The sequence below is a fragment of the Rhodococcus sp. IEGM1339 genome (assembly GCF_050321925.1).
GTDB lineage: Bacteria > Actinomycetota > Actinomycetes > Mycobacteriales > Mycobacteriaceae > Rhodococcus > Rhodococcus pyridinivorans.
This window is the reverse complement of sequence record NZ_JBNQFT010000016.1, coordinates 79,944-92,745: the sequence shown is the minus strand read 5'-3', so window position 1 is coordinate 92,745 and position 12,802 is coordinate 79,944. Positions and strand designations below refer to the sequence as shown.

The window sequence follows — 12,802 nt, the reverse complement described above, 5'->3', positions numbered from 1 at the left end:
GCTCGGGGCATGGGGTCCGTCCGCGGGCGCCGGAAGGATGGGACCGGTGTCTGCGCACGGTACCGGACGTGTCGGAGGATCCATCGGGGTAGAGCCCTCGCCGCAGGTGCGGCGAGGGCCCTACCCGTTCCAGGAAGATCATCCGTGGAAGATTGCCTGGAATGTGAGCTACGTCACGGCTACTGTGTGTGCTGACGCCGACACACAGCTAGGGGGACGGATGCTCGGTCAGGACATTCTCGGCAGGATCACGAGTGGGCGGATCACGCTCGACGACACGATCGGCCAGGTCAAGGACACCATCGGATCACTCGCGGTACTCCATCGCGCAGGTCTGCTGCACTTTCCGCGCGTGGACCACAGCATCGGGACGATCATGGCGGCCAACAAGTACGGCCCCTTCGCCGGCGCCGTGCACGCACAGGCCGAACGCGGTCTCGACGCCGTCGCCCTGATCGACGAGGCCGGCGATGTCACCTACAAGGAACTCGAGGCCCGCTCCAATGCCCTCGTGCGTGCGTGGCAACGCGCCGGGGTGGAGCCGGGATCGGTCATGGGCATCATGGCCCGGAATCACCGCGGTCTCGTGTTGACGATGCTCGCCACCGCCAAGCTCGGTGTGCGACTGGTGATGATGAACACCGGTTTCGCGCCGCGGCAACTCGTCGATGTCGCAGCGCGCGAACAGGTCTCGACGTTCGTCTTCGACAGCGAATTCGCCGAGGTCGCAGCCGCGCTCCCCGACGACGTGCGCCGGTACGTCTCCTGGGCGGACGACGAGGTCCCCGGCATCCCGACGCTGGAGCAGTCGATCGAAGGGCTGGACGGCTCGTCCCTGCCCGCGCCGGAGGTCTTCGGTGGATTCGTATTGCTCACCAGCGGCACCACCGGCACCCCGAAGGGCGCGCCGCGCGGCCGCACGTCACCGTTCGCGTCGGTCCAGTTCCTCGATCGGGTTCCGCTGCGCCCCGGGCAGACGATGCTCATGGCCGCCCCGGCCTTCCACGGCACCGGCGTCTCGCAGTTCGCGCTCGCCCTCGCACTGGGTCAGACCGTGGTGATGATGCGGCGCTTCTCCCCCGTCGACACCTTGGGCCTCGTCGAGCAGCACGGAGCGATCGTGCTGGTGGTGGTCCCGACGATGCTGCAGCGGATCCTCGACCTCGGACCGGAGAAGATCGCCGAGTACGACACCTCGAGCCTGAAGATCGTCTTCTCCGCGGGTTCGTCGCTCTCGCCCGACGTGTGTCGCCGGACGACGGAGGCGTTCGGACACGTGCTCTACAACCTGTACGGCTCCACCGAATGCGCCGTCGCGACGGTCGCGACCCCCGACGACATCCGGCAGGCCCCCGGCACGGCCGGTCGCCCTCCCGTGACGTGTCGGGTGGTGCTGTTCGACGACGACGGCAACCGCATCACCGAGCCGCACGTCCCCGGCCGCATCTTCGTCTCGAGCGGCCTGTCCTTCGCCGGCTACACCGACGGTCGCGACAAGGAACGCATCGACGGGTTGCTGTCGATCGGCGACGTCGGGCACTGGGACGAGAACGGCCTGCTCTTCGTCAACGGTCGCGACGACGACATGATCGTCTCCGGCGGCGAGAACGTCTATCCGCTCGAGGTCGAGAACCTGCTCGCCGAGCGGGAGGACATACTCGACGCCGCCGTGGTGGGTGTCCCCGATCCCGAGTTCGGGCAGCGGCTGCGAGCCTTCGTGGTTCCCTCCCCCGACTCCTCCCGCAACGCCGAGGACATCAAGGCGTTCGTGAAGTCGAATCTCGCCCGGTACAAGGTTCCGCGCGAGGTGGTTTTCCTCGACGAGCTGCCGCGCAACGCCACCGGGAAGCTGCTGCGCCGGGTGCTGGTGGAGATGGATCTGCCCGAGGATCCCGAGAAGGGGTACACCACCGCCCGGGGGTGACCCCCTCGAACGAACGAAGGCCGGTCGTCCGAGACGACCGGCCTTCGTGGTGGTAGCGGGGACAGGATTTGAACCTGCGACCTCTGGGTTATGAGCCCAGCGAGCTACCGAGCTGCTCCACCCCGCGTTGCATGAATGAACCTACACGAGCACGGAAACGGAATGCAAATCGCCTCGTCGGACGCGGATGAGCCTCGACGACAACCGAAATCGCAACCCCGAGGTGTCTCGGTTCACATTTCCACCATGACTATCGCCACATAACGGCGGTGTAACGATCTTGCATCGACCCCCGTTATCACCTTCCTGAGCTGCGAAGACTCAATCGTCCCATCCCATCAGGTGGACAAACACCTCTCCCGGCGGGGGATGACGCGCCGCGGAGCGCTTTGTACTGTCGGTCCCGGCTCGAAACAGCCGAGCCACCACCGGCCCGTCGCCGCCAGTCTGCCCCGCGGGATCCGGTGCCTACGAAGACCCGAGGGGCAGGGACGCAACCGACGTGGTCCCCGATCCGGACGGAGACATTTCTCCGTCGACCGAGATCGACGAGGGCCGTCGCGCTCCGCGAGCGCGGGAAGGACTCCACAGAATGACCAACTTCAGCACGCGTGCATTCCGCACTGCCGTCGTCACCGGTGCACTCGCCGCGGTTCCGTTCGCGCTCGCCACCGGCACCGCGTCCGCCGCCCAGCACAACTGGGACGGCGTCGCCCAGTGCGAGAGCGGTGGCAACTGGGCCATCAACACCGGCAACGGCTACTACGGCGGCCTGCAGTTCTCGCAGAGCACCTGGGAGGCCAACGGCGGCAGCGGCCGCGCGGACCAAGCCTCGAAGGCGGAGCAGATCCGTGTCGCCGAGAACGTCCTGCAGACGCAGGGCCCCGGCGCGTGGCCCGTCTGCGGTCAGTACCTGACAACCGAATCCGCGCCGGCTCCCGCCGCACCCGAGGCGCCCGCACCGGCACCCGAGGCTCCGGCACCCGCGGCTCCGGCCGCCCCCGAGTTGCCGGCCGAGGTCACCCAGGCCGTCGATACCGCGAACCAGCTCGCCCAGCAGTACGGCTTCGGCGCCGAGTTCGCGCAGATCGTCGATATCACGCTGGCCGGTCGCTGACGCAGACCGTCTCTGCGAACACGACGAAGGCCCGCGGTGCGAACCGCGGGCCTTCGTCGTGTCGGTTTCCGTTACCGGATCAGCCGCCGGTGGATTCAGCCGCCAGTGGATTCGTAGGCATCGACGGCCTGCTGCACCCGCCGCAGCGCCCGTCCGTAGGCTTCGAAATCGCCGCTGGTCTGCGCGTTGGCCAGCTCCGCGAGTGCCGAATCGAGCTCCGCGACCGCGGCATCGCGATTCGCGGGAGTCGTCGGCGCCGGCGAGGTGGGCTGCTGTTGCTGCTGATCGGAAGGCTGGTTCTCGTCCGTGGTGCCCTCGATCACCTCGCCCCGCGTCTCGTCCTCCACCTCGGCGGTGGGCAGCGCCTCGCCACCGGGAGCGGTGGCCGCGTCGCCGACGCCGGGACCGAACACCTGGTCGAGCGCACCGGCGAGAGTCGGTGCGTAACCGATCCGGACGCCACCGCTGGCACCCGGCTCCCGGTAGCTGACGAGCACGCGCGACAGCTGCGGGAAGGTCGACGTGCTACCCGCCGTCGCGTTGCGCTCGGTGTACATCGGCTGGACGTACAGGATGCCGCCGTCCGCGATGGGCAGGGTGAGCAGGTTGCCGTATTGGATCCGGTTGGACCGTTCGAGCAGGGTCCGTTCCGAAGCCACTCGGGTGTCGGAGATCATCGCGTTCTGCGTCTGCTCCGGACCGAAGGTCTGCGTATCCGTCGGCAACTGCAGGATCGTGAACTTCCCGTAGTTCTCCGGATCGGATTCGACCGAGATGTACGCCGACAGGAACTGCCGGTTGTAACCCACCATCGCCGAGGTCAGACGGAACCGGGGATCCGCCGTCTCGCGATCGCCCATGAGCAGGTAGTAGGGCGGCTGGTTCGCGCTGGTGTCGACCGTCGGGTCCGCCGGCACCGACCAGAACGCATTGTTCGTGAAGAACTCGCGCGGGTCGTCGACGTGGTACTTGGCGAGCATCTCGCGCTGCACCTTGAACAGATCCTCCGGGTACCGGAAGTGCGCCCGCAGCTCGTCGGAGATCTGGTCCTGCGGGGTCACCGCATCAGGGAAGACACCCATCCACGCCTTCAGGACCGGGTCCTCATCGTCGACCTGGTAGAGCGTCACCGTGCCGTCGTAGGCATCGACCGTCGCCTTCACCGAGTTGCGGATGTACGAGACCTCCTTGCGGGGCAGCAACCGGCCGGTGTTCTGGTCGATGCTGTCCTCGACGAGGCCCTCGAGCGACGCGCGCTGCGCGTACGGGTAGTAGTCGAGCGTGGTGTACGCGTCGACGACCCACTTGATGCGGCCGTCGATCGCGGCCGGGTAGGCGTCGCCGTCGGCCGTCAGCCACGGCGCGACCTTCGTCACGCGCTCACGCGGGTCGCGGTTGAACAGGATCTTCGAGTCGCTGCCGATGGCGCTCGAGAACAGGATGTTGCGTTCGCCGTACTTCGCGGCGAAGGCGAGCCGGTTGAACCAGTTGCCGATGTCGACGCCGCCCGAGCCGGTGTAGGTGTACTTTTCGGTGTCGGTGTCGTACTCGCGCGCACCGGACGAGTCGGCGCTGTTGCCGACGATCGCGTAGTCCGGATCGGCCTCGGCGATGACCTCGCCGTAGTAGATGCGGGGCTGCTCGACGGGGATGACCTGGTTCTCCGCAGCGAGCGACGCCAGGTCGCTGACGAAGTAGACGGGATAGCCGCTGTTGCTGTTGGCGGCCTCCTCCGCCGAGGCACTCGCGGCGGCGTTCACGCGGTTGGCGGGCGCCGCGACGAGACCGTTGCCGTGCGTGTACACGGTGTGGCGGTTGATCCAGTCGGTCTGGTTGCCGGTCAGGCTCGTCGGCGAGAGCTCACGCGCCGCGACGATGTAGTCCTCCATACGACCGTCGAGCTCGTACCGGTCGATGTCGAGCGACTCGGGGTAGCCGTAGAAGTTCTTCAGCTGCGTCTGCTGCGTGAACGTGCGGGGAAGCACGTTCGGGTCGAGCAGGCGGGCGTTCGCGATCGTGGTGATGTCGGCCGGGATGTTCTCGGGCGAGGTGGTGCCCACACCCGGGTAGTCCTCGTACGCCACCTTGTCGTCGGTGATGCCGTACGCCTCGCGGGTCGCGGCGATGTTGCGCTCGATGTACTCGCTCTCCTTGTCGGCAGCGTTCGGGCGCACCGAGAACTGCTCGACCATGAGCGGGTACACCGCGCCGACGAGGATCGACGAGAGCACGAGCAGCGCCGTCGCGAGCGCGGGGATCCGCAGGTCGCGCAGGAAGATCGCGGCGAAGAACGCGATCGCGCAGATGACGGCGATCGCGAGCAGGATGAGCTTGGCCGGCAACACCGCATTGATGTCGGTGAAGCCACCGCCGGTGAAGGTGGGTTCCTTGCGGCTGCTCCACAGCAGTTCGTACCGATCGAGCCAGTAGGCGAACGCCTTGAACGCGACGAACAGGCCGGCGAGGACCGCGAGCTGCACACGCGAGGCCGTCGACATGCTTCCCCCGCGACCGGCGAGGCGGATGCCGCCGAAGATGTAGTGGGTGACGAGGTTCGCGATGAACCCGAGCACGATCGCGACGAAGAACCAGTTGAGCAGGAAGCGGTAGAACGGCAGGTCGAAGGCGTAGAAGCCGACGTCGAGACCGAACTGCGGATCGGTGGTGCCGAAGTCGCCGCCGTTGAAGAACATCTGGACGGTGACCCAGCCGGCCTGGGCGACCAGACCGGAGAGCACACCGAGCACGACCGGGATACCGATCCCGAAGGCGCGCATGCGCGTCATCACGGTGGTGCGGTAGCGCGCCACCGGATCATTGGGTCCGGTGGTCGGCACGAAGACCGGGCGCGACCGGTAGGCGAGCAGCATCGCCAGCCAGACGACACCGCCGATGAACAACCCGACCGCCAGGAACAGTGCGATCCGGGTCAGGAGAACCTTGACGTATACGTCCCGGAAGTCGACCTCGCCGAACCAGAGCCAGTTGGTGTAGGTGTCCACCAACCGTGGTCCGAGCAGGAGCAGCACTGCGGCCACCACTGCCAGGATCAGCAGAACTCTGCTCCGCTTCGACAATGTAGGTACTCCGGTCGGGGGCCTCATGCCCACGTGCCACGCTCCCAACTCGTCCGGCGGCGCGATCGCACCGCATCTGTACATCTCGCGCTCGACGAAAGCGTGCGAGCACGCCTCGTTCTCACGGAGTGACCGTTTCGCCCCACTCTACGGAATCCTCGTACAGGGGGTCGCACGACGCAGGTCCGGCAGCGCACACCCGCGTACGGGTGCCAGGATAGGCCGGTGAACCAACGTCTTCCCGTACCTTCCGAACAAGGACTCGCGCGCGCCGTCCACGAGATCATCGATTTCGCGGATGCGGAGGGTTGGGACCGCCCTCCCGTCATGTTCGCGCTCGTCCCGACCGTGCTTCTCGCAGCCGCCGAACCCGCCCTCGCCGACCAGCTCGACGAGGGACACGAGTACACCCCGATCGCGCAGGAATCTTTCCCCGACGACGTCGAGGGCGGCAGTCCCGCACTCGAGGAGTTCCTCGCCACGACCACCTGGCCCGGATCGGTTGCCGGGTGCGCTCTCGTGCAGGAGGTGGTCGTGCTGCCGCCGAGCGCGGAGAACGAACTCGACGACGCCTTCACGCCATTGCTCGCCGACGCCCACGCGGCAGACGAGGCGGCCCGGCTCGCAGCGCACAGTCACCCGGAACGACGCGCCGCCCGCCTCATCTCCGCGGTCCTGCGCGACGGGCCGTCACTCTCGCTCCTTCAGTTGCGCCCCCTCGACGACGACGATCCGTTCGCGGGCACTGAACTGCGGACCTACGACAACCTCGCCCCGCACGTCGTGGCCGCGTTGTACGCGACCCTCGAGGCGAGCGACGACGACTACTGAGAGGGCGATCACCGCACTGCCGGCCCCCGTGCGGCGCGCGGGATCGGCTGCCGACGGGCGGGATCAGCTGCAGGCGGGCGCGTCGCGTCCGTCCGCGATCGCTGCCAGCGCGTCGATCGCACCCTCGAGCGTCTCGACCTTCACGAGCTGCACACCCTCGGGGGCGCCGCTCTGCGCCTCCGCGCAGTTCTCGGCGGGCACCAGGAAGACGGTCGCGCCGTCCTCCGACGCCGCGGTGAGCTTGTGGGTGATCCCGCCGATCGGACCGACCATCCCGTCCGAGTCGATGGTGCCGGTACCGGCGACGTCCAGACCGCCGTTGAGCAGGCCCGGGCTGAGCTTGTCCACCACGGCCAGACTGAACATCAGGCCGGCGGACGGCCCGCCGATGTCGGCGAGGTTGAAGGTGACCTCGAAGGGCACCTCGGGAACCTCCTCGGTGGCGATGCCCAGGAAGCCCTTGTCCGGGTCGCCGGGCCGGGAACCGACGGGAACGTCGAACGACTCCTCGGCATCGCCGCGCCGGACGGTGACGTCCACCGACTCACCGGGCGGCACGTCGCCGACCGCGCGCTGGACCTGGCCGGCCGTGCGCACCTTCTCGCCGCCGACGGCGACGATCCGGTCGCCCGCCTCGAGCAACCCGGCGGCAGGGGCGTCCTGGCCCACCTCGGCGATCCGCAGGGTCACCGGCAGGTCGAGATAGTGCAGGGCGGCGAGTTCGGCGGACCGCTCCGACTGGGCGAACTGCGCCTGGTCGACGGCCTGGACCTCGTCCTTGCTGCGGTCGGGCGGGTAGACCTGCTCGCGCGGCGCCACGCCGTAGCGCCCGCTGATCCAGGCGGTGAAGGTCTGCGCGAGGGTGAGATTGTCGGTGACCCCGACGGTCGTCATGAACAGACTGCCCTCGGTCTCGTCCGCCTCGATCCCCTCGAGCGCGACGACCGGGGTGCCCTCGATCTCCCCGAGCGTGTCGAAGACGGGGCCGGGGCCGAGCGCCACGTACGGCGCCCGGACGTTGAACGCCACGACCACAATGACGAGGATCGGGAGCACGAGCGCGAGCGGCAGGACGTAGCGACGATTCACCCGGCCAGGGTAACGGTCGCCCGACCACCCCCTTCACACCACGACCGTGTCGTGTTCGCCATGAGCGTGACCACGACGCCGGTCCCCGCCCTGGACGCCTTGTACCGTTGGATACATGAGCGACACGCCCTTCGGATTCTCGAATCCCGACGACGACCCCGACCGTAGGAAGGACGAGGGTTCCGGTAGCGGCGGAGCCGGTGGCGGCATGCCCTTCGGATTCGGACTCCCCGGCAGCGGTGGGGGCGACAACCCGTTCGGCGGTCAGGGCTTCGATCCCGCGCAGTTCGGTCAGATGCTCAGCCAGTTCGGCCAGATGCTCGCCGGTATGGGCAGCGCCATGGGTTCCGGCGGCGGCTCGGGTCCGGTCAACTACGACATCGCGACGAAGCTCGCACGTCAGCAGATCGGGTCCGTCGACCCGGTCTCGCCCCGTACCGCCGACGCCGTGACGGACGCCGCGCGCCTCGCGGAACTGTGGCTCGACGCGGCCACCACGCTGCCCGCGGGTGCGTCGAAGGTCGTGGCGTGGACGCCCGTCGACTGGCTCGACAACACGCTCGAGACGTGGAAGCGCCTGTGCGATCCGATCGCCGAGCAGGTCAACGGCATGATGCTGAACGGTCTGCCCGAGGAGGCCCGTGCGATGGCCGGGCCCATGCTCGGGATGTTCTCGCAGATGGGTGGGGTTGCTTTCGGCTCCCAGCTCGGCCAGGCCCTCGGCCAGTTGTCGAAGGAAGTGCTCACCTCCACCGACATCGGTCTCCCCCTCGGCCCGGAGGGCACCGCCGCTCTCCTGCCGGCCGCGGTCGAGAGCTTCGGTGAAGGACTCGAGCAGCCCGGTCAGGAGGTGCTCGTCTTCCTCGCCGCACGCGAGGCCGCCCACCAGCGCCTCTACAGCCACGTGCCGTGGCTGCGTCAGCGGATGCTGGCGACCGTCGAGGAGTACGCACGCGGCATCCGCATGGACATGTCGTCGATCGAGGATCTCGCCCAGGGACTCGACCCGTCGGCACTCACCGACCCGTCCAAGCTCGAGGAAATCCTCAAGCAGGGCGCGTTCGAACCCCAGACCACCCCGGAGCAGAAGGCCGCACTCGAACGACTCGAGACGATGCTCGCGCTCGTCGAGGGCTGGGTCGAGACGGTCGTCGCCGACGCGCTCGGCGAGCGGCTCCCGGGTGCCTCGGCCCTCACCGAGACCCTGCGCCGTCGCCGCGCCACGGGCGGACCGGCCGAGCAGACCTTCGCTACGCTCGTCGGCCTCGAGCTCCGGCCCCGGAAGGTGCGCGAGGCCGCTGCGCTGTGGCGACGCCTCACCACCGACGCCGGCACCGAGGCCCGCGACCATGTGTGGGCGCATCCCGACCTGCTGCCGGACTCGTCGGATCTCGACAACCCGACGGCCTTCGTCGATCGTGTGATCGGCGGTGGCACCGGAGCCTTCGAGGATCCGATCGCCCAGCTTCAGGCGACCATGGAACGTGAGCAGGCCGAACGGGATCGCGCGGCCGAGGACGCATCCGGCGAGGACCGGCCCGGGGACGACAGCACCTCCTAGAACGACCCGATAGAGGCACCCGCGCCTGTGGACAAACTGCTCCTCGTGAACCGTCCACGGGCGCGGATACTGTCAGTCTGTCTCCATGATCACCGCATCGCGCGAGACGACCACGAATCCCGCGCCGGCCGAGGCTGCGGTTCTCCGGGTCGATCCGGAACTGGCCGTGCTCGAGCGGTCCGACGGCTCGCTCCAGCTCGGCTGGGGTCCCGGCACCGCGACCGTCGTCCTGCCACCCCAGGGCATGGACAGCTTCGACCTCGGCGTTCTCGTCCGACTGCTCGACGGCCGGCTCACCCTCGACGAGGTGCTGGACGTCGCAGCCGAGCGCGGGCTTCCGTCCGGACGGGTCCGGCAGGTGCTCGATGAGCTCACCGCGACGGGTGCGGTCCGGCAGGTCCCCGCGTCGCCCGGCCCGGCGCGACCGCGGCGGGTGCGGGTCCACGGCTCGGGTCCGCTCGCTTCGGCGATCGTCGAGGATCTCCCGGTATGGGATGTGCGGTGGGTGCGCTCGTCGTCCGGTGACGAACTGCAGGACCCGGCCGACTGTGTCGTCCTCGCCGACGGGCAGGTGCCCGACCCCCATCTCGTGAACATGCTCGTGCGGGCCGGTGTCCCCCATCTCGCGGTGCGGATCAGGGACGGACGCGGCATCGTCGGCCCGTTCGTACTCCCCGGCCGGAGCAGTTGTCTGCGCTGCGCCGATCTCGTGCGGGCCGATCTCGATCCGTCCTGGCCGCGACTGGCGAGTCAGCTGTACGGGCGGCAGGGCCACGCCGGCAGGGCGGTGACGTCGGCGACCGCGGCGATGGCCGTCGGCCAGATCGAGGCGTTCCTCTCCGCAGATCCGTCCGTGACCCCGGCGGTCGACCGCACACTCGAACTGGACCTGCGAACCCACCGAATCGTCACGCGCCGATGGTTCCGTCACCCCTGGTGCGACTGCTCGGCCATCGCTCGGGTCGGTCAGGCATGATGGGGGGCGTGCCAGACATCCCTCGCAGAAGCTCGTCCCGCACTGCCAAGCTCGCGAGCATTCCTCTGGGAATCGCCGGGCGCGCCGCTGTCGGTTTCGGCCGTCGACTCGCCGGTGGAGATCGGGAGGAGATCGACGCCGAGATGACGGCGAAGGCCGCCGAACAGTTGTTCAGTGTGTTGGGCGAACTCAAGGGCGGCGCCATGAAGTTCGGCCAGGCCCTGAGCGTGATGGAAGCCGCCGTCCCGGAGGAGTTCGCCGAGCCGTATCGGGAGGCGCTCACCAAACTGCAGGCGGAGGCCCCTCCACTGCCCGCCCAAGCCGTGCACCGCGTGCTCGACCAGCAACTCGGCACGAAGTGGCGTGAGCGCTTCGAGTCGTTCGACGACGTGCCCGTCGCGTCGGCCAGTATCGGCCAGGTGCACCGGGCCGTGTGGTCGGACGGACGCGAGGTCGCGGTGAAGGTCCAGTACCCGGGCGCCGACGAGGCTCTGCGCGCCGACATGCGCACGCTGTCCCGGTTCGCCGGATTGTTCGCCACGATGATGCCGGGTGCCGATGTGCGTGCGCTGCTCGACGAGTTGTCCGCAAGCACCGAGGAAGAGCTCGACTACCGGATCGAGGCCGACAACCAGCGAGCCTTCGCGAAGGCCTTCGCCGGCGACGAGAAGTTCGTGATCCCGCGTGTCGTCGCGAGCGCCCCGAAAGTCGTCCTGACCGAATGGCTTTCGGCCACTCCGCTGTCTGTGATCATCAGCGGTGGCACGCGGGAGCAGCGCAACCGGGCCGGTGCGCTGCTCGCGGAGTTCCACTTCTGTTCGCCCGCGCGCGCCGGTCTGCTCCACAGCGACCCGCATCCGGGCAATTTCATGCTTCTCGACGACGGCCGTCTCGGAGTCATCGACTTCGGGGCCACGGCGTCGATGCCCGACGGCTTCCCGCCGGTGCTCGGACGGATGGTCCGACTCGCCCTCGAGGAACGTTTCGACGAACTCACCCGGCTGCTCTACGACAACAAGTTCGTCCTGCCCGGCCGCACGGTCACCGACGAGGAGATCGCCGACTACCTCCGGCCGTTCACCGACCCGATCCACACCGAGTCGTTCCACTTCACCCGCACATGGCTGCAGCGGGTGGCGGGCACGGCCACGGACTTCTCGAGTTCGACCTTCAAGACGGCTCGGACGCTGAATCTTCCGCCCGAGTACGTGAGTGTGTTCCGGGTGCTGCTCGGCTCGGTCGGCATCTGCGCTCAGCTCGACGCCGAGGCACCGTACATGCGCATCCTCAGTGAATGGCTACCCGGCTTCGTCGAGGAGTGACAAAGCCGGGCAACCGTATTCACGCACAGACCAGTTCCTTGCGGGGTTCGGGCAGCGGATTCTTCCGCGGCCGGCCCCGCGGCCGCTTGCGGGCCACGACGACACCACGGTCGATGATCTCCCCGCCCCACACGCCCCAGGGTTCCTCCCGCTCGAGAGCGGCGTCGAGACACTGGGCACGCACCGGGCAGCCCGCACACAGCGTCTTGGCGTACTCGAGATCGGCCGGGGTCTCAGCGAACCAGAGATCGGGGTCGTTGTCGTGGCACGGCAGCGTGTCGCGGTCGTTGCGGGAGACCGCGAAAGTGTCGCTGCGCGACAGGATGTCGGTACAACGCATCTCGTCTCCTTCCGTTCGGTTCGGCAGGCTCGACGGGTATTCGCTCGGCACGTGAGCTCCTTCGTTGGTTCGGTGGAATGCGATGCGAACCCGGCCGGAGAACGAGAAAGGCCACGGTCCGCTGGGCGGGGTCCGTGGCCTGGAGGAGACGAAAGGTCTACCGGGAAACAGCTCCCGATCCACTTCCGACCACGGACGAGACGGCGGCGGCGTGCACACGTCGGCGTGCACGCGGCGCGGCTGCCACTGCGGGTGCCACAGATGTGGCGGTGCGAGTGGTAGCGGCGGCCCCAGCGACACGAGGGGCCGCTGCCGCTGCAAAAGCATCGAAACCGAGCATCGGGGCCACCTCACTTTCTCGTCGCGCACGGACCGTCTCCCGTGACATCGTCATCCAGACTAGATTCGTGAGCACGATCGGCACAAGTTATTTTCTACCTGCGGTTTCGTGCCGCGTTCTTCGTCCCCGCACCAAAGCCGGAGGGCATGTCCCTCGCGACCACGAGACTCCTGCCCGACCTCGACGAGGCCGAACGCCTCGTCCTCGGGCTCGATGCGTTGCGCG

At 68.3% G+C, this 12,802-nt stretch carries 9 protein-coding genes and 1 tRNA gene; 6 read left to right on the top strand and 4 right to left on the bottom strand.

All coding sequences use genetic code 11. The annotated features are described in order from the left end of the window. The first annotated feature begins 220 nt into the window (after window positions 1–220). Window positions 221–1,924, top strand: a complete 1,704-nt coding sequence (locus ACQR3U_RS15525; RefSeq protein ID WP_230810802.1) for an acyl-CoA synthetase — start codon at window positions 221–223, stop codon at window positions 1,922–1,924. Window positions 1,925–1,974: 50 nt separating this feature from the next. Here ACQR3U_RS15525 and ACQR3U_RS15520 read toward each other — a convergent pair. After that, window positions 1,975–2,051 (bottom strand) — tRNA-Met (locus ACQR3U_RS15520). Window positions 2,052–2,516: 465 nt separating this feature from the next. Here ACQR3U_RS15520 and ACQR3U_RS15515 point away from each other — a divergent pair. Further along, window positions 2,517–3,041: a transglycosylase family protein gene (locus tag ACQR3U_RS15515; protein WP_006550275.1), complete on the top strand. Its 525-nt coding sequence runs from the start codon at window positions 2,517–2,519 to the stop codon at window positions 3,039–3,041. A gap of 95 nt (window positions 3,042–3,136) precedes the next feature. On the opposite strand, the gene ACQR3U_RS15510 is transcribed toward ACQR3U_RS15515, so the two are convergent. Then, the gene (locus ACQR3U_RS15510; RefSeq protein ID WP_230810803.1) at window positions 3,137–6,151 is read right to left on the bottom strand and encodes a UPF0182 family protein; all 3,015 of its coding nucleotides are present in this window, start codon (window positions 6,149–6,151) and stop codon (window positions 3,137–3,139) included. 192 nt (window positions 6,152–6,343) lie between these two features. On the opposite strand from ACQR3U_RS15510, the gene ACQR3U_RS15505 reads away from it, so the two are divergent. Then, window positions 6,344–6,949 (top strand): PPA1309 family protein, encoded by a 606-nt coding sequence (locus tag ACQR3U_RS15505; RefSeq protein WP_006550273.1) that lies wholly within the window; start codon window positions 6,344–6,346, stop codon window positions 6,947–6,949. 63 nt (window positions 6,950–7,012) lie between these two features. Here ACQR3U_RS15505 and ACQR3U_RS15500 read toward each other — a convergent pair whose 3' ends face one another. Beyond that, window positions 7,013–8,038 (bottom strand): YlbL family protein, encoded by a 1,026-nt coding sequence (locus ACQR3U_RS15500; protein ID WP_230810804.1) that lies wholly within the window; start codon window positions 8,036–8,038, stop codon window positions 7,013–7,015. Between the two features lie 115 nt (window positions 8,039–8,153). Here ACQR3U_RS15500 and ACQR3U_RS15495 point away from each other — a divergent pair, with 115 nt between their 5' ends. The 3 genes from ACQR3U_RS15495 to ACQR3U_RS15485 all read left to right on the top strand — a co-directional run bounded on the left by ACQR3U_RS15495 (window position 8,154) and on the right by ACQR3U_RS15485 (window position 11,897). Further along, a complete protein-coding gene (locus ACQR3U_RS15495) occupies window positions 8,154–9,599 on the top strand; it encodes a zinc-dependent metalloprotease (protein WP_230810805.1) in 1,446 nt (481 codons plus the stop codon). 85 nt (window positions 9,600–9,684) lie between these two features. Then, window positions 9,685–10,575, top strand: coding sequence for a hypothetical protein (locus ACQR3U_RS15490; RefSeq protein ID WP_230810806.1), 891 nt, complete (start codon window positions 9,685–9,687; stop codon window positions 10,573–10,575). Then, window positions 10,572–11,897 (top strand): ABC1 kinase family protein, encoded by a 1,326-nt coding sequence (locus ACQR3U_RS15485; RefSeq protein WP_230810807.1) that lies wholly within the window; start codon window positions 10,572–10,574, stop codon window positions 11,895–11,897. The genes ACQR3U_RS15490 and ACQR3U_RS15485 overlap by 4 nt, the downstream gene beginning before the upstream one ends. A 19-nt stretch (window positions 11,898–11,916) precedes the next feature. Here ACQR3U_RS15485 and ACQR3U_RS15480 read toward each other — a convergent pair whose 3' ends face one another. Continuing rightward, window positions 11,917–12,237, bottom strand: coding sequence for a WhiB family transcriptional regulator (locus tag ACQR3U_RS15480; RefSeq protein WP_230810808.1), 321 nt, complete (start codon window positions 12,235–12,237; stop codon window positions 11,917–11,919). Window positions 12,238–12,802 lie beyond the last annotated feature (565 nt).

Bases quoted from the DNA above. Each gene is read 5' to 3' on its own strand.
- ACQR3U_RS15525 (WP_230810802.1), top strand. From the start codon at position 221: ATGCTCGGTCAGGACATTCTCGGCAGGATCACGAGTGGGCGGATCACG.
- ACQR3U_RS15515 (WP_006550275.1), top strand. From the start codon at position 2,517: ATGACCAACTTCAGCACGCGTGCATTCCGCACTGCCGTCGTCACCGGT.
- ACQR3U_RS15495 (WP_230810805.1), top strand. From the start codon at position 8,154: ATGAGCGACACGCCCTTCGGATTCTCGAATCCCGACGACGACCCCGAC.
- ACQR3U_RS15490 (WP_230810806.1), top strand. From the start codon at position 9,685: ATGATCACCGCATCGCGCGAGACGACCACGAATCCCGCGCCGGCCGAG.
- ACQR3U_RS15485 (WP_230810807.1), top strand. From the start codon at position 10,572: ATGATGGGGGGCGTGCCAGACATCCCTCGCAGAAGCTCGTCCCGCACT.
- ACQR3U_RS15480 (WP_230810808.1), bottom strand. From the start codon at position 12,237: ATGCGTTGTACCGACATCCTGTCGCGCAGCGACACTTTCGCGGTCTCC.